Here is a 21,752-nt window from a genome sequence, read left to right on the forward strand (position 1 = left end):
TTGAGTTAATCTTATTCCTTATTTCGCCAAATTTCAACATAATTTTCGGTATTTTTACAAATATCCCTTTTTCTTTGAACTAAATTAGCTTTACACTATAGAAAGCAGACTAAAACCAACATCATAATAATAGTTGTCTTGATTTACAAAAAAAGAGTCTAAAACGTCCTTTCTGAACGTTTCAGACTCATAATTGTATTACTTTTATACGGGCCAAGTTTCTAATGTATAGGCCATCTCCCAAAACATATATTCATAACGACTGCTCGTTACAAATATTTCTTCCATTCGTTGTCTTTGGGCGTCAGAAGCTTTCTCCGCTAACTCATCCAATCGGTTGATTTGTTCCTTAACAAGTTTCTCAAACCACTCATCTCCGTAAGTATCAATCCATTTTTGGTAAACAGGATGGCCGGGCTTGGATCCTTTGTATTTCTCTCCAATTTCCCAGTATAACCAGTAACATGGTAAAATTGCAGCAATAACATCGCCTAATGAACCTTTATAGGAGACGGAGAATAGATGATTCGTATACGCCACAGCTGTTGGAGCAGGTTCACCCGCAACCATGTGTCCTTGCTCATTTTTCTTTAAATCTAAATCCTTTGCAAAGCCTTCATGCAACATGTGCTCAGCATCAAAAGTTGACTTCGCATGGAAAGCCATTTGAGCTGTTGTTTGGAAGTCTTCAGACTTCGCTGCACCTATTGCCTGGACTTGAGCAAATTTCGAGAGATAAAAGGAATCCTGTTGTACGTAGTAAGCAAAACACTCAAGTGGCAACGTCCCTTCTGCAACTCCTTTAACGAACGGATGCTGGAAACTCGCCTCCCAAATTGAATCAACCTTTTTTCTTACCTGCTCAGAAAATTTCATTGTTCATCATCCTTTTTTCGTAATTTGACCTACTCTACTGCTCATAGAGAGCTTTCATTAATTCCTGCTTCAACCTAGCATACTCAGGCGTCAGAGACATCGCTTTTCTTCGTGGGCGAGGGAGGGAGACCTTCATTTCAAGAACAAGCTCGGTTGGACGAGGGGCTAGTACATAAATTCGATCCGATAAAAAGATTGCCTCATCAATGCTGTGGGTGATAAACAGCACTGTCCTCTGCATTTGACTCCATATTTGTAAGAGCCATTCGTGCATTTTTTCTCTCGTTAATGCATCAAGAGCTCCAAATGGTTCATCCAATAAGAGCAGGTCTTTTTTATGCAAAAAAGTGCGTAGTAGTGCAGCACGCTGCTTCATTCCACCTGATAACACACTTGGATAATAATTTTCATATCCTTTTAAACCAAACATCGGAAATAAAGCTGTAGCCTCTTTCTCAGCTTCCTCTTTTGACTGCCTTGTAATCGTTGCTCCTAACAGTACATTTTCAAGCACTGTTTTCCAGGGAAATAATAAGTCCTTCTGCATCATATAGCTGCTATGCCCCCGTTGCCCTTTCACGTCTTTGCCTGCGAATAAAATCTGTCCTTTATCAGGAAGCTCTAGTCCAGCAATCAGATTAAATAGTGTACTTTTCCCACATCCACTTGGTCCAATTACGGAAATAAATTCCCCATTTTGCAAAGTAATATTAAGTCCGTTAATTATCTTTTCATTTTGAAATGAGTGGTAGACATCAATAATGTTTACTTGCATGGCAACTCCCTAACAGGCCTATTACGGCAAAAATTTATTTGTCATAGCCTCTTCACTTGTAACCTCTTTTTCAATTAATCCAGTTTCTAACATCCAAGCTGAGAACGTAGTCCAAATATCCTCTTCTTGGATTCCCCATTGCGTTGCATTCCCTTGATAGCGAGTACTTAACCATTCCTGAGACGCCTTTATTAATTCAGCATCTGTTTCTGGTGCAACAGCAATTAAAATATCCGCAGCTTCCTCTGGATGCTCAATTGAAAATTCATAGCCCTTGCTTACAGCTCTTAAAAACTTTTCAACAAGCTCAGGTTGTTCATTGATTACAGATTCACTGCTTATTAAAATTGGTGCATAGTATTCGAAAATCGGGTCAATATCTGTTAAGTAAATCATGTTAATTTCTTCTTCTCGAACTTCTGATTCTACACCTGTCCAACCATAATAAATCCATTGAAAGTCAATCTCTCGTTTGGCATTTACGAAAAAGTCAGAAGACCCCACCGTCACATTTTCTACTTCCGTGGTACCAACGTCACTTGCTTCTAGTACATAATTAAGAATCGCCTCTTCCATTGGTGATCCCCATCCACCATATGTTTTTCCGGCAAAATCCTCCGGTGAAGTAATTCCCTTATCTGCAAGTGAAGCAAAACCCGATGTATGCTCTTGGATAATAGCAGCAATAGAAACCACCGGAATGTCCTGCGCTCTTGCCATCGTTAACTCGTTTTGTGAAGCAATACCGAAATCAGCTTGACCAGCGGCCACGACTTGCATCACGCCCTCTGTTGCTGATTCAATAATCGTTAGGTCTAAACCCTCTTCTTCAAAAAAACCTTGGTCTTGAGCCACATATAAGCCAGTATGATTCGTGTTAATAATCCAATCTAAAAGCACAGTCACCTCAAGTAATTCATCCTCGGAACTAGCTTCTGATTCCACTGCTTCTTCTACTTTATCCTCATCAACATCTGTCGTTACATCTGGCTCACCATTTTGACCGCATGCGGCAAGACCGACCAATATACTAAATAAAACAGCTAAACTACATTTTTTCAATTTGGTTTCTCTCCATTCCTTCTAAATTAAATTTTAACAGACTAAAGGACAATCATTACTCGCTTGATATTAAAAAATGTCCTCTATATTCATTTATGCTGTTTGTATTTCCATGGCATTACCCATCGACCAACTAAAAGAACGAGCAAAAATAACATACAGCTTAATATCGAAATCATTACAATTACAACGAACACGCGATCAGTGGCAAATGAACTTTGCGCCTTAATTAAATAAATACCTAATCCTTTACTTGCTCCAACCCATTCTGAGATGACTGCGGCCAACACACTGTAAGTCGCTCCAATTCTTAATCCTGTGAAAAGGTAAGAAAGAGCGTGTGGGAATCGAACGGAACGAAACACCTGCCAATGCGATCCACCCATTGAACGCACGAGACGAATCATATCACGGTCACTCGACTGCAATCCTTCGACTACACTAACAACCACCGGGAAAAACGTTACTAAAGCAACAACTAGCACTTTGGGTAACATACCATATCCAAACCAAATAATTAGTAATGGAGCAATTGCAATAATAGGAATGGTTTGTGAGAATAGTAGAATTGGATACACACTCTTCCTTAAAAAAGGTGCCAAGTCCAATATAAAAGCGATAACTAATGCAACTGCAATACCTAATAGAAAACCGAGAATGGCCTCCATGGTTGTCATCCAGATATGCTCTGGTAAGAAATGCATCGTCTCAAAAAAGGCTCTCGAAATAAGGCTAGGTGGTGGTAATATCCAATCTTCCACGTCCCATATTAACACCGTCAGCTCCCAAATGATGAGACAGGCTACAACAGTTATCAAAGCTGGTAATACCGACATACAGTAAACTCGCAACCTTTTCATGAATACCTCTCCCCTACATTGAAACTAAGCTATATAGGCGCCTTCTACCCTTGTGCTATCAAAAAAGCCTACATGCTTGGGAGCATGTAGGCTTACATTTCTGTATTCCGTGTCATCCCTCCGCTGGCATTATCCAGTTCAGGTTTATAGGGTCGATATCTTCATCAGGATATCCTCTCAGCCAACCTCATAGCTCCCCGTAACATATAAAATTTTCCTAGAAAATCATATCATACTTTATTCTCTCGGCAAACCCATTTTCAAGTGTCTTTTAATCCGATGACTCAAAGTAATCTTGAATACTAAAAAGCTCAAAAGAGTTCTACCCTTCATTTGAGCTTTGTGATTTTAGATGTCTTTTAAATAAAAAGCGATGTATTTCTTGTTTTTTACATGATCCCACATTATATAAACATCCTCTACTGAGCGGGAAAATACTTTCTCAAAACTGTCTTTATACTTTAAATAATGTAATTTCAGCCTTTCCGTTCGTTCGGTTAGAATATCAAGACAATTATTTTCATGTAAAATATGTTCAACTTCGGTCAATACTCCCTCACACTCAATGATGCAAATACTATTATGAACATTAAAGCACTCAATTCTTTCCGGAACTTTATGGAAATTGGTACATAACTGTCCTATTAATTGTGCCAATCTCTCTTTCATTCTATATTCAACATTTTGTTCAACTTCTATTGAATTTTCTACAAACATTAATAAACCTGTATTCGAATAATAATTCCAATCTGAAATACATGGTTCAAAGTTTTTGTTCAATAATTTTTCTATTTCAATTTTGAATTCATTAATCACCGCGTGCAAAATCGTTGAACGAAAGGTCTTTGCTAGCCTTAGTTCATTGTTTTCCATGAGTACTTCCTCAGCTGGTGTCATAAAATGGCGAATATGAACTAGTAAATAATGCCCTTGTAGAAACGTAAAACAGGTTTCCGGACCTTTACCAAAGTTTCTTTTTATAATTTTACTTAAATAACTGCTCAAATACGTTAAATTTTCTTGTCGCGTCTTATTCATTTCCATTACTAACAAATCCCCCAATTAAGCAGAAGAGTCGGATTAAACCGCTCAGGTATCACGAAATACACTAGACAACAAAAAGGCCTAACCTCAAATTGAAGTTAGGCCATGGATAGACTTCTATAATATCGTTCTTCCATTTACCATATACATGATAGATTTAATTGTAACAAATCACCTACAAAATACACTATTAATGACAGCTAGACATTAATCATCTTTATTATACCACAATCATTCAGCTGAAACAAACTGAATGTCTTCTGTTTTTTAGCACTTTATTAATATACCTTTTTGCGCAGATTCTATTGCAGCAGTCGTTACCCTCTGTGTCATTAACGCATCTTGATAATTTGATAAAATCCGGGACGTATCCCCTGTTCGAATAGCATGAATAAAGGCTTCGTTTTCAATTTCATAAGGGTTTGATATATCATCAATATCAGTCTGATTTCCATCACGATTCACTTTTATGCCGTTCGGTTCCCAATCCATTATTCCTGCATCCGTGTAAACCGATAAACCAATTCTTGACACACCATTGGGAAGTATACATGTATTTGAAAGATTTGCAATTACACCACTCTTTAAGCCCAGGGTAACGGTTCCAATATCCGCTACCGTTGTATCCTCTACCTTTTTTTGCATAATCTGCTGGCCAAATGTTGCATACACTGTGTCAATTTCACCACCAAGAAACCGAAGTAAATCGACAATGTGGGTCGTTTGCTCATTAAATTGTCCACCAGAACCTTGTTGATTTCTCCACCAAGGAACCATCGGCATTGCACCCATCCACTGTCCTAGGATCATTCCAATATTTTGATTTGCAAGTAACTTTTTTAGATGTTGAATTGAATCCTTATAACGAAAGTGATAGCCTACAGCGGTCATGACTTGGGTTTTTTTCAATTTTTCAAAAATCTGACTCGGTAAATCAAGGTTTAACCCAATTGGTTTCTCGACAAAAAACGGAATCCCTCTCTCAATTAACTGGGCTTCAATTTCCCCGTGAGCCATGGGCGGAACACAAATATAGACCGCATCTAACTTTATTCCATCGAGCATGTCTGTTATCTGATCATAAGCCTTTGCTCCGTGGAACTCAGCCGCCATTCTCCCAGCCTTTTCTTTACTCGTTCCACAAAAAGCTGACATTCGGACTCCATCCATCTCCGAAAGAATTCCTGCATGAAGTTGACTAAACCCTCCGGTTCCAATAATGCCAATTTCCAGTGCCATTGCCTTCACTCCTTTCCCTATATTTTAGGCTAAATTATTACTAAATGACAGATATTCTTTATGTCTTAATTTCACGATCGACTAAAACCTATATATATTTACAAAAAATTGGATTTTTTTATTTTTTAGAAGGAATCTGCCAGGTTTTGTAGAATTAAGTTATTTAAGAGTAGACATTAACTCCACAAGTCTTCTCTATGGCACAGAAACATTACTTCATTCCAATAGGAGTGTAACACTTCAATGAATATCTCATCCATTAAAAAATGGTTTCAAACTAAAAAACCAAAGAATAATAAAATACAAAAGCCTGAAGAAAAGATTTCAGAAGATCACACTGATACAGAGCAATCTGAAGATTATCATGCAGTTATAGGAAGAATGGCTGCATTTTTCGCCCATGAAATTCGTAATCCCTTAACATCAATTATTGGGTTTACTCAATTTATGGAGCAAGATCCATCTATTAAGTCAAACCCTAATATGGCTCACTATACCTCAATAATTCGAGAAGAATCAATAAGAATGGAATCTTTAATACAAGAACTTCTAAGTCTCTCAAAATCCCATCTAAATCAAGATAATCTATCTATCATTGATGTTAAACATTGCATTGACAAGATCGTTACCATTTATTCCATGCAAACGGTAAATAATTCAGTTGCATTTCGCACCGATTTATTGGATGATATTTACATAACTGGTAACTCCGGTAGATTTGAGCGTCTATTAATTAATCTCGTAAAAAATGCTGTAGAAGCAATTAAAGAAAATGGGTCAATTGATATTCGGGTAACAAAGGAAAGTAAAAATATCATTATAACAATTGTTGATAGTGGACCCGGCCTTTCCCACGAACAGCTTGAACAGATTTTCTACCCTTTTTATACAACAAAAGATGAAGGAACGGGGCTCGGACTCCCTATATGCAAAACGATTGTTGAAACGTTAAATGGGACGATGGATATTCAAAATCATCCAAGTAAAGGAGTTCAAGTCAAATTGAAACTCCCTCAAAGTCAGCATTCCTCATACAAAAGATAATCAATTGCAATCGGAGTAAGGAGTTACTGGATATGAACCACTTATCAATGTTTCTATTATCAACAATTGAATGGGTTGCTCTTTTATCCTTTCCAATTGTTTTGCTCGGCTACTTATATCGGCGCTACCTAAAAATAATTCTGCTCATAGCTGTAACTATGAGTATATTGTCGATATTATTTCGGTTAACAGGGTTACCTATATCGCTGATAATCTTTATTCAAATCCTATTACTCTTTTTCTTTATTTATTTGCTTTTTAAGTTTAATTATCTTGAATCACTCGTTTTTACGAGTATTGGATATGGTTTTTATTCCCTAACTCAGCTTTTATATATAGAAACTGTTACAACATTATCAGCTTATAGCTATTTTGATTTGTTTTTTTCAATCCCAGCGACAATTGCCCAACTTATTACAGCGGCTTCTATTTTTGTCCTCTGTTATGTCATTGCCAAGTACGATTACAACTTGTTAGAGCTTCGTCATTATATTAAAACAAAACAATCTAATAAGAAAATCAAAATGATTATTATAGTAAATTCACTGTTAATCTTCGTTTTTATCTGTTTGGCAATGATTGCACTATTCTCTCAGGGATTGGATTCAAAGCCAAGTTTTGTCTTAGCCTGTATCGTTACTCTCTTTGTCATACTTAGCATCTATCTTATTTTGCACACACAATTTCAACAGAAACGCTTAATAGAGGCAAAGAAGTTTTATCTTGATCAAGAGCAACAAACTGCTGCAATTGTAGAAAAGCTAAACGCAGATTATACGCGGCATTTTCTTGCAATTAACAAACTTTATGAGCGAGGATCCTATCCTTTGATTAAAGAGTATATTGATTTACATACATTAAGTCGCAGTAAACCCAGTTTTCCGGGGACTTCCAACTTACATGCAAACGTAACTATACTTGATGATTTACTTTATGCGTTCATAATTAATAAGCGTAAACTTGCAAGTCTTATGGGGATAACCATTGATGTAACAGCCGAAATAACAAATAAGACACCTTCAACATTACAACAAATACGATATCTAAGCACCATCTTTGATGATTTAATCTTCACTCTTTCTCAAGCACCTGATACTGTTGACAAACATATTTGCTTTCATGTGCAAGTTACTGACTATAAAATAATCTTTGATATTTCAAGTTCCCTTAAACTAGATGAGAGGCACAATACCCATTCAAAACTATTTGATGCCCTTCTTCAATTTAGAAATAATAATGCCGTTGTTGATATTCAATTAAAACCTGTAAAGCTATTAATCTCCTGTTCATTAACATAGAGGTGATTTTATGTTCGAAAGATGGGCCCTTGTCTTTGCAGATTTCATAAAAAAAGCAAACCCAGACGAAACAGAGCCACATGATGTACTCGTCTTCGGGTTTACTATCCTGTTCAACCTTCTTTTTACTTTCACTTTAATTATTATGTCTGGTTGGCTTCTTGATATTCCATTTTTGACCCTTCAAGTTGCCTTCTCATTCATGCTTCTTCGCATCCTCACAGGTGGAGCACATCTCGAACATTCGCTCGCTTGTTCACTAACCAGTTTTTCCTTGTTGTTTGTTTTTGTATGGTTACCTGTCTCTAACATTCTAATCACTATTTATATAACTATCATCTTGATTAACCTATTATGCTTCGCCCCTTACTACGAAACTCATCAAGTGAAGCATTCAGCCAAGTGGGAACGAAAAAAGAAACTGGTTGCTCTTTTATGGGTTCTTATATCCTTGGTCATCTACTTCCTATATGACCAAACTGGCCTTGTCATTGGAGCATTGCTTCAAGCTTTATTATTGACACCCGCTGGTATTAAGCTTACCCATAAATTAAATACATTTTCTAGTAAAGGAGGTGAAATCCATGAAAAAAACAGCTAAAGCATTGTCAAAAGTGACAGCTGGTATCTCTACTGTCTTTGTAAACGCATCTAGCCCACTGATTCACGCACCTAACGTACCAGAAAGCTTAAAGAAGGCGAAATAACCCTTTGACGAAACTCTCTCACTCCACTGAGAGAGTTTCTGCTATGCAATAGCTGTTTTTAACTATAATATTCTACTACCGTAAAAGTATACCAATAGTGATAATGAAGAACAAGCTAGTGGCGGAATTTATCAGTTTTTGTCAGCATTCTTTTAAAGCAAACACCATTGGAGCGACTGCTTAACTAAATTTATTGTTTCTGGATGAAACAATCCTTCTTTTTGATGTGCAGGAGTAAGGCAGCATACTCGCCCTTTACCAAAGGAGTGAGCCCATCCAGCTACTGAAGTTCCATCCTTGGATGTAGAATGAAGAAATACATTTGTTTCTTTAGCGTCACACGATACCATATAATGTTCATCAATAATTTCATAGCTGACCTTTTCATTAAGTATTGGATTTCTATTCTCTGAAAGGTAGGTCACTTTCGACAATTCTGGATGATACTCAAACTTCCCCCGAAGCATATTGACATAGCTTGCGACTTCATACGAGGCTAAACCTGAATGCCATGCTAACCATGCTCCCCCTTGATTCACATAATTACTAATTGCCATTGCTATCTGATCGTCCATCCAAACCTCTTTATTCCCCGAGATGTCAGGGTGGATCTTATTTAATTTAAATAGAATGACAGCATCCGGTTTACTACCTAGCTGTTCAACTAATTCATCTGTCGTGATGTATTCAACAATAACACCCTCCATTAACCCCGTCACCAATCCAAGGACCTCCTGACAAAGAGCCTCATCATGATAGTAGTCACCAGCTAATGCAACAATCCTCTTCGACACACGTAGCAACTCCTTTCCTTTCTACTTTTTGACCTATTCTTTAGGTTCACTATCATCAGGGTACATTAAATTGGAAGGAACAACGAGCCGTTTAATATGCGTATCCTTCTCGCTTCCCTAATCGTCCTGACGCTTAGAGGCTCCTGAAAAAGGTTTGGGTTTACCTTTTTCAGGAGCCTCTTATAATTTTTCATACCTATCTTTCGTTACTTGGCACGATACGTAATGGTTCACCTGACTTTTTATAAATATCAGTAATAAGCTCTGTCGCCACTTTTGCGGCTTCTCCGTTTACGAATGGCTGGGTCCCCGTCTGGATAGAACGAACAAAGTCTACAGCTAGCTTTTCAAATAATACTTCATTTTCCGATAATGACTTATCAAAGGATGGAAGCTCCATTCCCTCTACTTCAAACGTTGTTATTTCTTGATAATTAGCTGCAATGGATCCTTTTGTACCTGAGATTTCTATTCCCTCATTCTTTAAAGAAATACTGGCAGTAGACGCTTCAATCATTCCAACAGCACCGTTTTGATATTGTATTATTGCGTATCCGTGATCTTCTGTCTCAATATCATGGTAGACTTGAAATCTTTTTGCAGCTAATACTTCTTTATAACCATCACATAACCACTGTGCTAAATCCACAATATGACTTCCTTGTTGAAGAAATGGGCCACCCCCATCTAAAGCATTCGTTCCATGCCAAGACTGATAATACTCTTTATCTCGAAAATGCTTTATCGTTACATCCATAACCATTATTCTTCCTAGTTTTCCAGCAGCGATTATATCTTTTATAAATAAAAGATGATTAATAAATCGTCGCATATAGGAAACCGCCAGAATGACCTTATTATCCTTACAGACTTGGATCATCTCATCCTGCTTTTCCGGGGAAATATCTAGTGGCTTTTCACACAAACAATGTAAACCTAATTTTGCTGCTGTCATGACACCTTCATAGTGCAGTGCATTCGGAGTACAGATAACTGCCGCGGTTGCCTTCGACTGTCTTACTACTTCCTTAATATCCGTACCAAATGTCTTAATATTGTGTTCATATGCATACGCTTTCACTTTTTCGAGATTCCTACCGACTACCCCGACAATTTCAGCCTCTTGGTTCATTTTAAATGCTCTAATGTACTGCTTGCTTATACCTCCATGCCCAATTAATAGTAGTCTTTGTCTCATCAGAAGACCCATCCTCTCTTTTTTACATCTCTTTTCCACGAGTTTCGTTTCTTAAACTTGAATTAATCCAATAGAAACAGGTTGGTCTAACGTATGATGCAGTGACTCGATATTGCTCGCATTCTCCGTAATCTTTAGCTCCGCAATCTCAGAGAGAGCTAACGTTGCATGCCAAACATATTTATGTAAGCAAATTGGTTTATCTAAAAGAAAGGCATGAATAACCTCTGGTGAGTCTTTTTCTGCAACGATAATAACGGCAATTCCATTCATTGGTTCAAATGACTCTCTTGTATTCGGATGGCTTCCGAGCTTTTTAACAATGCCTCGTCCAGACAGGTTTGATACAGCGATTCTCCATCCAGCTACATCTTCTTCCGCTAAAATCACTTGAAAGGTCTCTTTAGATTGACGGTTTACTTCTATTACGTCCCCAAATGGGGCAAAGCTTTCCTTTGTAATGGTTTTTAATGTTAAATTATTCATTTGTATCTCCTCCTCAATACATACTTCAGCTTTAGTTTACTTCTTCTTCAATCACTACTACATTTCCTTCCAAAACAAAAAAGTAAACCGAGGCATATAGAAGTAAAACTATCACCTTTCTAGTAAAGAACCTTTTTTTGTTCTTTTCGTTAAATACATATCTTCATCTGCTCTTTTGATTAATATATCCTCATTTGTACCGTCTTCGGGATAGCGGCTAACCCCAATGCTTAATGAGAGCGACAGTGGGGTATCTACGATCGAAGTTACAGAGTGTTTTAAACTCTCCTCAATGTAGTTTCTCACCTTCTCTACACTACCTTCTGGTTCAATAATAAGTATTAGGAACTCGTCTCCTCCTATCCTATAAATAGAGTCCGTTTCTTCACCAGCTTGCTTTAATAAGCTGGCGATGTATTGTAGGACTTGATCCCCAATTTGGTGGCCATAGGTATCATTGATTTCTTTAAACTTATCAAGATCAATCATAACTATCGAAAAGGGGTTTTCTATAGTTATGAGCTCTTGAAACTTGGAATGTAAGACCAAACGATTTAACAAACCAGTAAGAGGATCATGATAAGCTAGGTATTGCATTTTAGCTTCCACGACTTTTACTTCCGTTATATCTCTAATCATTAAGAATTTTAAATGCTCATCATCAAATTCAACAAATTCTGAATTTATCTGTAATGTCAGCACACGACCCATGCATTGAATGAAATTGATATTCAAAATTCTTTAATTTCTCTCTCATCTGAAAAATTTCTTTATATTCCTCTAAATATTTAATCCTCCCCTCAGGCAGACTATAATCAAAAATACATCTCCCGTTTATTTCCCCATTCGGTTTAATATACCGCAGAATAAGTGGACTTGCTTCGCGCACAACCGCCTCTTCATCCAAAACTAAGATTCCTAGCGGTGCTTGATTAAATAATACCTTATAACGCTTTTCAAAGGATGGGAGAAAGTTAAATTTCCTCATACTAGTATAAATCGCTAAAGACCAAAAAATCGTCCCATGCGGCAAGAGGTAAGTAAAAATCTGGAATTGGCCATCATTTGCCAACCAACCAATAATCATTAACGTTGTCCAACCGACAAACAAAACGAGACCGAATAACCATAGCTTTGCTAGCTTGGGGTTTGTTTTTAGTTTGCGAATAATTAGAAACGCAGTAATAGATAAATAGGTTAATAGAATGACCCAGTACACATAAAAACCTTTTGCCGGAAGCATAGAAAAAGACGAGTCTGTATAAATGAACTCACGAACCATCCAACCATCGACGTAAAAGGTTACAAGTAGAAATACTGAAAGTGATAATAGTAGTTTAAATACCCATGCGAATTTCCGTTTATAAACCCCGTCATGTAAGGGCCATAAATGAAATGTTAAAACAGTAATAAGTAAAATAACGGGAAGTATCCAATAAACTATAATAGTTTCAGCATATTGATTAGGCACAAGTGCAAGTAACAACGACAATAAAAACCAAATCGATAATAAACTATAAGTTAATCCTGAAGTTAGGTGTTTGCTACTCTTCGGATTGTTCTTTATCGTAATAACTGCTAGATAGACATATAGATACATCGGCAAACTATAGATAATGACTGAGAAAAATAAATTCATCGTTGCTGCTCCTTTACTCCCTGATCATTCCCAATCGGTTGTTAAACTTACTTAGATTGTTCTTTTATTTTACAACGACTTTTCTATTAGCGGTGACTTTTTTGTTTACTATGTTGAAAAACTTACTCAAATACAAGCTAAAAAAAGGCCGATTTTAAAAGGTGGATTTACCTTTTAAAATTGACCGTATTCAAATACAGCTCAGTTCAAGGCGAAACTTTGTCACCTGACAATCCTCAATTGTTTCACATGAAACATGTTTAACACCATGAAACACGTGAATTCACATTCGTTAGTCATCAATTGAGATTGATTCTGTTAAATGGTGTTCAATCTATTTGATGTTTGTAGTTAGCCGTTAGATCCACTCCCTACATGCTCACTTCCCTATAAACAATCATCCCGATTATACGATTGAAACACCTGTTATTTTGTGCTTTTTTTCGGTAATCTCGAAACAAAGCGATTATCCTTTACCCAAAAACGCCAAGGATATTCTTTGGCTTCTCCACTATTTTCAATACCAATTCTGGGCCCCGATTCAATCAAATGTGGATTTTGTCCCTCAGCAAGAAAAAGTGGTTCAAAGTCACAGCGCTTCCCGTAATCATCCATCGTTATGTTCATTGCTTTCGCCAATTTCCCTGGTCCATTCGTTAATTCATGAAGTCTTTTATCTTTCCCCCGCCGCATATACATCAAATCTATTCCTAGATACGGCTCAATCGCTCTGATTAAAATTGCCTCTGGGTGGTTCATTTCTCCACTAACAATGTTCACAAGCTGATGTGTATGCATTTGATAAATGTAAAAATGACCAGCTTCACCGAACATCACCTCTGTTCGTTTTGTGCGGCGATTATTAAAGCTATGGGCAGCTCTATCTCCCGGACCAATATAGGCTTCCGTTTCAACAATCCAGCCAGCCACTGTGCCTTCATCGGTTTCTTTTACTAGGAGCTTCCCGAGTAGCGACTTAGCAAGCACTAGCGTTGGTTGATTATAAAATATTTTCGGTAGAATTTTATTTATCATTTAATCATCTCCACAAAACATTTTATCAGGATAAAGTGAAGAAAAAAATAAGACCTTACTAATTTATAAAAAAGAGTAACGATCGCTTTGTTTTCAATCACTTGAATGGAGAGAGAAACATTCGTATGGTCTAACGCATATTTTAAGCTGTTTTCAATCAAATTATCGAATACACGCCTAATTTTTTGAGCATCAACAAATGCGAAGATTGGAGTGTCTGGACATGTTGTACGAAATTGTAACGTTGATTGATTTAACATTTCTGCATACTCTGTTTCAATCTGTTAGAATATTTCCATTGTAAACCGAGATTCTTAACATTTTATTATGGTATTTCTTAAGATTTTCTTAGTAAAGCAACGAGCGAATCCGGCGGGCCTGCCATTGCAATCTTTGTTAAGCATTAACCTCTAAAATTAAAAAGCTCTCCATTAGTTTCTGGAGAGCCGTTTAAACCTTATGTTAGTAAGAGTTTATTTTCATATCGGTCTTTCCATTAACGATGCCACCTCATGAAACCCGAGTCGTTCGTACAGCTTTCTTGCTGGGTTTCCAGAAAAAACGTTTAGCTGAACTTTTTTTAAACCTTGATACTTAAAGTGTTCAATTGCAAAATTCATGAGCATCTTACCAACTCCGTATTTTCGGTAGGCAGGAAGAACATACAGCTCTAAAATAACTCCTGACTGATCATTTGTAAAAGGACCCTTTGTCTCACCGAGTAAAACCCAACCTTGTACCGTATATTGATGTTCGAACACATAGTAATGACCTTGATATGGTGTGTTAAGATCCATCTCAAGCTGATTTGATTCGTTAACATACCCCATCGTAGCCTCATGCTGTACTTGACTTTTATGGCTTTGAATAAACTCAAACTCATCATTTGACGATCTTCTAATTAGCATGCACTCACACCTCTTTTTTTCTCTATCTAATACTATATTCAAAGGTAGATGTAAGTGCCTTCCGTTTTTCCGCCTATTTTTAGGAGTATGGAGCAGTTATAGCTAAAAAACTCTAACCTGATAGATTAGACTTTCTCCTCATCCTACTTTTTCAGACTGCTTACCTTGTTGTAGCTCATGCATTCTAAAATATGTCCCCTTCTTCGCTATTAGCTCCTCATGTGTTCCACGTTCAACAATTTCGCCTCGATCTAGCACAAGAATTTGATTCGCATTTCTTATCGTCGATAGACGATGCGCAATGACAAAGGTAGTACGGCCTTCCTTCACTATATTCAAGGCGTGTTGAATCATTGCCTCTGTTTCTGTATCAATATTAGCCGTTGCCTCATCTAAAATTAAGATAGCTGGATCATAGGCTAAAGCTCTCGCAAAGGAAATAAGCTGACGTTGTCCTGCAGATAGTGTACTTCCCTTTTCTAGTACAGGTTCGTTATATTGGTTTGGTAATTTCTCTATAAATGTGTCAGCCCCAACATCACGTAGCGCTTTTTTTACCTGCTCTTTTGAAATAACTGGATTGTCAAGGCTAACATTCGAAGAGATTGTTCCAGTAAACAAAAATGGATCTTGTAGAACAATTCCCATATGTTTGCGAAGCTCTTGTCTATTCATGGTTTTCGTATCCTGACCATCAATGGTGATGCAACCTCGTTCAATATCATAATAGCGAAAAAGGAGGTTAATTATCGAACTCTTTCCTGATCCTGTGTGTCCAACAAGAGCCACGGTTTCTCCTTTGTTCGCTACAAGACTAATATCTTTTAACACATCATGTGCTCCATCATACGAAAATGAAACCCGGTCGAATCGTACGTTCCCTTGATAGCGTGTAACAGTCATCTTTCTATTTTCTTCTACCTCTTCATCTAATAGTTCAAATACACGGACAGAGGCCACTCGTGCTTGCTCTAATTGGGCGAGTTGATTGACAATGTCTGTAACTGGTTGAAATAAGCGACCGAGGTAATCAACAAACGCATAGAGCATTCCAACTGAGATTGCTGCCGAGACTCCTATTGACTGACCTCCAAAATACCAAATTAGGGCAACAAAAGCGAGATTACGAAGGACAAACACCAAATTATGGGATGTGACTGAGTTTAAATGAAGAAGCTTGTTTTGATAGGTGAAATGTTCATCATTTAACTTCTCAAACTCCGTTGACATTTGTTCTCTACGGCGAAACGCTCTTATAATCGGCATACCTTGAATTGCTTCATTAATGATTCCATTAATATCACTTACACGTGAGCGGATAAGGTGATTATACATTGAAGCAAATTTCCGGTAGAGAATTATCCATATGATCATTATCGGTACTAGCAGTAACGTAATCATTGCAAGGGTGGTATCAAGGAAGAATAGGGCAATAAAAATCCCCATCATATAAATACTACTTGTAAAAAACGTTGCGAGTACTTTAACAAATAACTCACGTATTGCTTCCGTGTCATTTGTTACACGTGAAACAATTTTACCCGCAGGACGGTTATCAAAATAAGTAATTGGAAGCTTTTGAATATGCTCAAATACATCGATTCTCATCCTTTGAATAATTCGATTTGCTGCTGTTTGAAGTAATAAGGATTTTCCATATTGAAAGAAAGCAGCAAAAATAAGCAGCCCTATATAAAAAGCAAGCAACCATATCATTGGACGTATTTCTGGTTTGTAAAAAGCAAAAAGTTCCTGTCGACTTAACTGGCTAACTTCGTAGGACGCTGAATCAATTCCTTGCTTAATAATTAATGTCGTACCTTCCATTGTTCGGTTGCCATCAAATTCAATGTGCCTAGAAGAAGCATAAAAGCCACGCCCGACTTGAATAATTTGAAGTTCCTTCTCTCCTTGTTCTCCTGCTCCTGTATGTTCTAGTCTCTTATAGTAACTTCCTTCGTAAAAAACAGTTCTTTCATCATCACTCTGCACTTCAACCCATGGATTCTCTATACCCATTAAGTGATCATCTATCATTTTCTTTGCAATAAACGGTCCTGTGAGTTCTGCAGCTACAGCAATAGTTAACATTACTAGAGCTAGTAAAATTGTTCGTTTATACAACGATGCATATCGAAACAATCGTTTTCCTGTCTTTTCTTTCATTAACTCACCTCCCCGTACGTATTAGATTGCTGACGTTCATATTGCTCCTTATACCATCCATTTAACTCAAGAAGCTGTTCATGTGTCCCCTCTTCGATTATCACCCCTTCATCCATAACGATAATCCAATCGGCATGTTCCACCGCCGTTAATCGGTGTGCAGTTATAAATGTTGTCTTCCCACTGCGTTCACGGCGAATATTTTTAATAATCGTTGCTTCTGTCTTACCGTCCACCGCTGACATCGCATCATCAAGTAGGAGGATCTCTGGGTTCTTTATCAGGGCTCTTGCAATTGAGATTCGTTGCTTTTGTCCACCTGAAAGAGCCACTCCTTTTTCCCCGACAAGGGTGTCAAGTCCTTTAGGTAAAGCATGTAAATCTCCTTGAAAAGAAGCCAGAGTTAATGCTTGGGCAATCTCCTTTTCACTGACCTCATCCTTGCCAAATTTGAGGTTCTCCCGAATGGTTCGGGAAAATAAGATTTGCTCTTGCGGAACATACCCAATCCACGATTGAATTCTATCCAAGGAAATCTCTTCAATTGGAACACCTGAGATAAAAATACTTCCTGTTCCCAGCTTATATTCTCTTAAAAACTGCTTTATTAGCGTTGTCTTTCCACTGCCAGTTTTCCCGACAATACCCACCGTCTCTCCTCTTCGTAGCGACAATGAAATGCCTTTAAGATTTGCTGTTTTAGACGAAGGATAGTGAAACGTAACATTGTTAAAGACTATCTCTTCAGGGATTGATACATTAATTGGGTTTTCCGGTTCTTTCACATCTGGTGGATACGCTAACGTTGCATTGACCCTGTCTAAAGAAGCATTTCCACGTTGTAGGATATTGATTAACTCTCCAACTGCAAACATGGGCCAAATCAACATGCCTAAATAAATGTTAAACGAAACTAGTTCTCCGAGTGTAATCCTTTGAGAAAAGACTAGGTAAGCACCGTACCCAAGCCCAATAACATAACTAAACCCAACGAGAATTTTAATTGTTGGTTCAAACAAAGCATCAACCTTTGCAACTGCAATATTCTTTGCAAATACCTCCTCCGTTTTAGTTTTAAAACGTTGATGGTCAGCTTGCTCTTGAACATAAGCCCGAATTACTCTGACACCCGCTGTTGATTCAAGCACATTGTCATTTAGCTCACCGAATGAATCCTGAGCCAACATAAAGCGTTTATGGATGAGCTTGCCGAAATATCGTATTGCTACCGCCATGAGTGGTAGTGGTAGTAATGCAGCTAACGTTAGTTGCCAGCTGATTGAAATACCCATTACAAAAATGATGATTATCATAAATACCGTCGAATCAATTAATGTTAAAATCCCAAAACCCGCAGTCATCGAAATTGCTTTCAAATCATTTGTTGCACGAGCCATTAAATCACCAGTTCTGTTTTTTTCATAAAAGTTTGGAGTCATTTGTAGCAAATGTCTCATAAATCGAGTTCTTAATATTCGTTCAATTAAAAAGGCTCCTCCAAATAGTTGGTACATCCATACATACGTAATGAGATAACAAACAACAATAATTCCACCATAGAATAAAAGCAGTTCTTTCAAACGTTCTGTTGTCATCTGACCTAAATGCATATCATCAATGGCAAGGCCAATCAACTTTGGTGGTATGACATCCAAACAGCTAGCTAAAATTAATAGTGAAATCGAAACAGTGTAACGCTTCCAATATGTCTTAAAAAACCAACCTAATTTCCAAAGCACGGAGAACATATATGTCTCCCCCTTTCATTTAGCAAACCAAAAAGACATCATGCTTTTACTCACATGATGTCTCAAACTATTTAACACACACGGAGCACAATTGCACTTTCGACTGAATAATGATGAAGGTGCAAACCTGTGACCCCAATAAAATAAGTTTAATCACACACACTTAGTTAAAAAATGAGTCACTACTATATATTTAGTTCTGTAAGACATAATTCGATTATCCATAATAGCAACCCTTCTTTTCTAAATTTGTTAATATTGTATATTTTTCCATTTAATATTGTCAACAGTTTTTTCTTTTGAATAGATTTTCGTCTTCCTGGTAGAAACTAAGTGAGAAGAAAGGAGTGACAACAATGTACAAGAAAAAAACAGTGGCTGGGACGATTATTGAAGAGGTAAGACAAGCCAATAATCATTCTGGTTTAACTTACAATGAGGTTAAGCAGCGCCTTGCCCAAAATAAGTTACCTGAACAATATAGTGATAAGGAAAAGGGGATATAATAACGTAGAAATGGGTTCTGGCTTACTAAACCAATTTAAACACATGTTTCCACAAGTTTTGTTGATACTATCAATATAAAGAAAAAGGGATGTGAGCGCTATGTTTGAAAACAATCAAAAACAATTAGAACAGTTAGAGAAAAAGGCTAAAAGAGACCAACATCAGGCCGAAGAAGCTAATGAGGTTACGGAGACTGCACTCTCGCATATGACACCTCAAAGACAATATACCAAGGACCAAGAACAAAATAAAAGGTAACATTTACAGCCAACTACATAAGGACCTAAAAAGTGAATAGACATCTTTTAGGTCCTTATTTGTTCTAAGTAAGATTACGTTCTTTAAATACTCGTTCTATTACAACTAACGCTCCGACCGCCTTAGGAAAACCAGCATATCCTGCACAGTGCATCGTTAGTTCTAGCAACTCCTCAGGCTTTAAGCCAACGTTTAGAGCTGCATGTATATGGAAGGGCAATTGTTCATTAGCTCCTTGATTAATGAGCGAAGTGAGGGTAATAAGTTCTCTCTGTTTTAAATCAAGGCCATCTCGAGAATAAAGATCTCCAAACCCAAAACTAACAAGCATATTGCCAAAGTCTGGGAATATTGACTGAATGCCTTCTATCGCCTTCATACCGTTTTCATCAGTTAGTTTCCTTAAAACTTCCATGCCGTTCTCGTATCTTTGTTCATTTGTTTGCAGCTTGTCCATTCTTTCACCTCATCCTCGTTTCATTGTTGGTGGCAGTTCCTGTGGATCAACTATCACTTCAATTACAACTGTCTTATCACATTCAATTGCCATATCGAGTGCCTTTATCAAATCGTCCTCCGATCGGCAACGGAATGATAAAGCGCCCATCGATTCCCCGAACTTTGCCGCATCTAACGCAAAATCATAAGTCGTTCCCACCGCTTTGCCTAAATGGGCCATCATTCCTTTGTCGACCATATCCAAGCATGCATTATTCATTACTACGAAAATTACGGGGACCTGATAATTGACCGCTGTTGATATTTCAGTTCCGTGCATAAACAAACATCCGTCACCCGTAAGACAAACAACCGGGGTTTTCGGTCTGGCCAGCTTAGCACCAACTGCATACCCAATTGCTCTTCCCATTGTCGCGAATACCTCTTCAAAAAAGAACGTACCTGGCTCCTCTATATCAAAATACTTTATTGCATAAAAAGAATGACTTCCTGCATCACCAAACACAAGTGTTTCACTAGGAAGCCTAGTTCTCATTACTTCCATCACTTGCTGACCAGATAAATAAGAACTCTTATTTGAAGAAGCAAAGCTTGTTTTTTTCATCTTTATAGGTAACTCTTTTTTAACAGATATTTGCTCTCTTCGTGCGAGCAATTCTCGTAAATTTGCTTTAATATTTCCTAAAACGGCAACTGTCGGAACAGGGATTGCTTTTCCAATGAATTTTATCTCGTCATCAAAATGAATGATTTTTTTAGGGAAATTGGAAGAGCCCATTCCTGGGGTCTCTAGGTCACTAAGCTGACTTCCGATAACCATCATCAAGTCAACCCCTTCACTTAAATAATCATCGGTACTTAAATGTCCTCCCAGACCGAATGGTCCTAATGACAGGGGATGATTAGTAGGCATCGTTCCTTTTCCCCCTGGCGTTGTCATAACAGGAATTTGCCATTGCTCCGCAAAAGAGATAAGTTCGCCATAACAACCTTGGTCATGAACTCCATATCCAACTAAGATTACTGGCCGTTTAGCGTTATCCAAGGCTTCCATGACATGGTTTATATTCGATGAAATAATAGGGGCATGGAAATCTGGTAATGGGAGTTCAAATACTTCCACCTCCTCCATTAAAACATCAAGAGGAATCGATAAATGTACAGGCCCCCTCCTTCCAGTCAATGCTTGTTCAACAGCATGGGTAAGAAGAGGTTGAAGCAGCTCTGCACGATCCACACGGGCACTAAACTTCGTAACACAATCAAACATTTTCACTAAATCTGTCCCAAATAGTGAGCTATCTTGTCCAAGTACCTTGCCTATCTGGGTAATTGGCGGCTGTCCTGTAATGAATAAAACAGGGGATTTCGTTGCTAAAGCTTGTCCTGCTGCAGTTAATAGATTCGTTCCACCAGGGCCAGCTGTTCCAACTGCAACACCAAGTGTCTTATTTAGTAGAGAATATCCTGACGCTTCAAAACCAGCACCACTTTCATGTTTACTCAACACAAATGTGAGACCCTGCTTGTCCATTTCTAAAATTAAAGGAGTTACAGGCTTTCCTGGAATTCCAAATGCATAGGTTATCTCCCACTTTACAAGGTGATTAACTAAAATTTTTGCAACAGTCTGCATAAGCACGTACCTT

General features: G+C 37.7%; 23 protein-coding genes and 1 riboswitch. Of the genes, 6 read left to right on the top strand and 17 right to left on the bottom strand.

What is annotated here, in order from left to right; all coding sequences use genetic code 11:
* Window positions 1–204: 204 nt before the first annotated feature.
* The 6 genes from tenA to CEF19_RS09170 all read right to left on the bottom strand — a co-directional run bounded on the left by tenA (window position 205) and on the right by CEF19_RS09170 (window position 5,856).
* Window positions 205–876, bottom strand: a complete 672-nt coding sequence (gene tenA / locus CEF19_RS09145) for a thiaminase II (RefSeq protein ID WP_100405812.1) — start codon at window positions 874–876, stop codon at window positions 205–207.
* A 34-nt stretch (window positions 877–910) separates the two neighbouring features.
* Window positions 911–1,651 carry an ABC transporter ATP-binding protein gene (locus CEF19_RS09150; RefSeq protein ID WP_100405813.1) on the bottom strand — a complete coding sequence of 247 codons (741 nt, stop codon included), beginning with the start codon at window positions 1,649–1,651 and terminating at the stop codon, window positions 911–913.
* A gap of 21 nt (window positions 1,652–1,672) precedes the next feature.
* The gene (locus CEF19_RS09155; RefSeq protein WP_100405814.1) at window positions 1,673–2,713 is read right to left on the bottom strand and encodes an ABC transporter substrate-binding protein; all 1,041 of its coding nucleotides are present in this window, start codon (window positions 2,711–2,713) and stop codon (window positions 1,673–1,675) included.
* Between the two features lie 89 nt (window positions 2,714–2,802).
* Window positions 2,803–3,573, bottom strand: a complete 771-nt coding sequence (locus CEF19_RS09160) for an ABC transporter permease (protein ID WP_100405815.1) — start codon at window positions 3,571–3,573, stop codon at window positions 2,803–2,805.
* Between the two features lie 98 nt (window positions 3,574–3,671).
* Window positions 3,672–3,783: riboswitch (TPP riboswitch) on the bottom strand.
* Window positions 3,784–3,921: 138 nt separating this feature from the next.
* The gene (locus CEF19_RS09165; protein WP_100405816.1) at window positions 3,922–4,617 is read right to left on the bottom strand and encodes a Na-translocating system protein MpsC family protein; all 696 of its coding nucleotides are present in this window, start codon (window positions 4,615–4,617) and stop codon (window positions 3,922–3,924) included.
* A gap of 267 nt (window positions 4,618–4,884) precedes the next feature.
* Entirely contained in the window at window positions 4,885–5,856 is a 972-nt protein-coding gene (locus tag CEF19_RS09170; protein WP_100405817.1) for a Gfo/Idh/MocA family protein, read from the bottom strand.
* 243 nt (window positions 5,857–6,099) lie between these two features.
* Here CEF19_RS09170 and CEF19_RS09175 point away from each other — a divergent pair, with 243 nt between their 5' ends.
* Genes CEF19_RS09175 through CEF19_RS09190 form a run of 4 tightly spaced genes read left to right on the top strand, consistent with a single transcriptional unit; the run spans window position 6,100 to window position 8,905 of the window.
* A complete protein-coding gene (locus CEF19_RS09175; RefSeq protein WP_100405818.1) occupies window positions 6,100–6,900 on the top strand; it encodes a sensor histidine kinase in 801 nt (266 codons plus the stop codon).
* A 32-nt stretch (window positions 6,901–6,932) separates the two neighbouring features.
* Window positions 6,933–8,198: a hypothetical protein gene (locus CEF19_RS09180; RefSeq protein ID WP_100405819.1), complete on the top strand. Its 1,266-nt coding sequence runs from the start codon at window positions 6,933–6,935 to the stop codon at window positions 8,196–8,198.
* 10 nt (window positions 8,199–8,208) lie between these two features.
* Window positions 8,209–8,799 carry an accessory gene regulator ArgB-like protein gene (locus CEF19_RS09185; RefSeq protein ID WP_100405820.1) on the top strand — a complete coding sequence of 197 codons (591 nt, stop codon included), beginning with the start codon at window positions 8,209–8,211 and terminating at the stop codon, window positions 8,797–8,799.
* A complete protein-coding gene (locus CEF19_RS09190; RefSeq protein WP_100405821.1) occupies window positions 8,783–8,905 on the top strand; it encodes an AgrD family cyclic lactone autoinducer peptide in 123 nt (40 codons plus the stop codon). The genes CEF19_RS09185 and CEF19_RS09190 overlap by 17 nt, the downstream gene beginning before the upstream one ends.
* A gap of 152 nt (window positions 8,906–9,057) precedes the next feature.
* Here CEF19_RS09190 and CEF19_RS09195 read toward each other — a convergent pair whose 3' ends face one another.
* From CEF19_RS09195 to CEF19_RS09240, 9 genes are all read right to left on the bottom strand, one after another.
* On the bottom strand, window positions 9,058–9,699 hold the full coding sequence (locus CEF19_RS09195) for a ThuA domain-containing protein (protein ID WP_100405822.1): 642 nt from the start codon (window positions 9,697–9,699) through the stop codon (window positions 9,058–9,060).
* A gap of 196 nt (window positions 9,700–9,895) precedes the next feature.
* Window positions 9,896–10,897, bottom strand: a complete 1,002-nt coding sequence (locus tag CEF19_RS09200) for a Gfo/Idh/MocA family protein (RefSeq protein ID WP_227521960.1) — start codon at window positions 10,895–10,897, stop codon at window positions 9,896–9,898.
* A gap of 51 nt (window positions 10,898–10,948) precedes the next feature.
* Complete coding sequence (locus CEF19_RS09205; protein WP_100405823.1) at window positions 10,949–11,383, bottom strand: ureidoglycolate lyase; 435 nt, start codon at window positions 11,381–11,383, stop codon at window positions 10,949–10,951.
* Window positions 11,384–11,494: 111 nt separating this feature from the next.
* Window positions 11,495–12,085 (bottom strand): GGDEF domain-containing protein, encoded by a 591-nt coding sequence (locus CEF19_RS09210; protein WP_157800923.1) that lies wholly within the window; start codon window positions 12,083–12,085, stop codon window positions 11,495–11,497.
* Window positions 12,051–13,022, bottom strand: a complete 972-nt coding sequence (locus CEF19_RS09215) for a hypothetical protein (RefSeq protein WP_100405825.1) — start codon at window positions 13,020–13,022, stop codon at window positions 12,051–12,053. Before CEF19_RS09215 ends, CEF19_RS09210 begins: the two co-directional genes overlap by 35 nt.
* 426 nt (window positions 13,023–13,448) lie before the next feature.
* Window positions 13,449–14,057, bottom strand: coding sequence for a DNA-3-methyladenine glycosylase (locus tag CEF19_RS09220; protein WP_100405826.1), 609 nt, complete (start codon window positions 14,055–14,057; stop codon window positions 13,449–13,451).
* A gap of 479 nt (window positions 14,058–14,536) precedes the next feature.
* On the bottom strand, window positions 14,537–14,965 hold the full coding sequence (locus CEF19_RS09230) for a GNAT family N-acetyltransferase (protein WP_100405828.1): 429 nt from the start codon (window positions 14,963–14,965) through the stop codon (window positions 14,537–14,539).
* A 138-nt stretch (window positions 14,966–15,103) separates the two neighbouring features.
* Window positions 15,104–17,131: an ABC transporter ATP-binding protein gene (locus tag CEF19_RS09235; protein WP_100405829.1), complete on the bottom strand. Its 2,028-nt coding sequence runs from the start codon at window positions 17,129–17,131 to the stop codon at window positions 15,104–15,106.
* Window positions 17,131–18,879: an ABC transporter ATP-binding protein gene (locus tag CEF19_RS09240; RefSeq protein ID WP_100405830.1), complete on the bottom strand. Its 1,749-nt coding sequence runs from the start codon at window positions 18,877–18,879 to the stop codon at window positions 17,131–17,133. Before CEF19_RS09240 ends, CEF19_RS09235 begins: the two co-directional genes overlap by 1 nt.
* 356 nt (window positions 18,880–19,235) lie before the next feature.
* Here CEF19_RS09240 and CEF19_RS23475 point away from each other — a divergent pair, with 356 nt between their 5' ends.
* Both CEF19_RS23475 and CEF19_RS23115 read left to right on the top strand, forming a co-directional pair.
* Window positions 19,236–19,385 (top strand): hypothetical protein, encoded by a 150-nt coding sequence (locus CEF19_RS23475; protein ID WP_198510265.1) that lies wholly within the window; start codon window positions 19,236–19,238, stop codon window positions 19,383–19,385.
* Between the two features lie 100 nt (window positions 19,386–19,485).
* Window positions 19,486–19,644 carry a hypothetical protein gene (locus CEF19_RS23115; protein WP_157800924.1) on the top strand — a complete coding sequence of 53 codons (159 nt, stop codon included), beginning with the start codon at window positions 19,486–19,488 and terminating at the stop codon, window positions 19,642–19,644.
* A 64-nt stretch (window positions 19,645–19,708) separates the two neighbouring features.
* Here the strand turns inward: CEF19_RS23115 and CEF19_RS09245 are convergent, their stop codons facing one another.
* Together CEF19_RS09245 and CEF19_RS09250 are read right to left on the bottom strand one after the other, a co-directional pair.
* Window positions 19,709–20,101, bottom strand: coding sequence for a carboxymuconolactone decarboxylase family protein (locus tag CEF19_RS09245; RefSeq protein ID WP_100405831.1), 393 nt, complete (start codon window positions 20,099–20,101; stop codon window positions 19,709–19,711).
* A 9-nt stretch (window positions 20,102–20,110) separates the two neighbouring features.
* On the bottom strand, window positions 20,111–21,739 hold the full coding sequence (locus CEF19_RS09250) for a thiamine pyrophosphate-binding protein (RefSeq protein ID WP_100405832.1): 1,629 nt from the start codon (window positions 21,737–21,739) through the stop codon (window positions 20,111–20,113).
* Window positions 21,740–21,752 lie beyond the last annotated feature (13 nt).

The organism is Bacillus solitudinis (assembly GCF_002797395.1).
GTDB lineage: Bacteria > Bacillota > Bacilli > Bacillales > Bacillaceae_D > Halalkalibacter_A > Halalkalibacter_A solitudinis.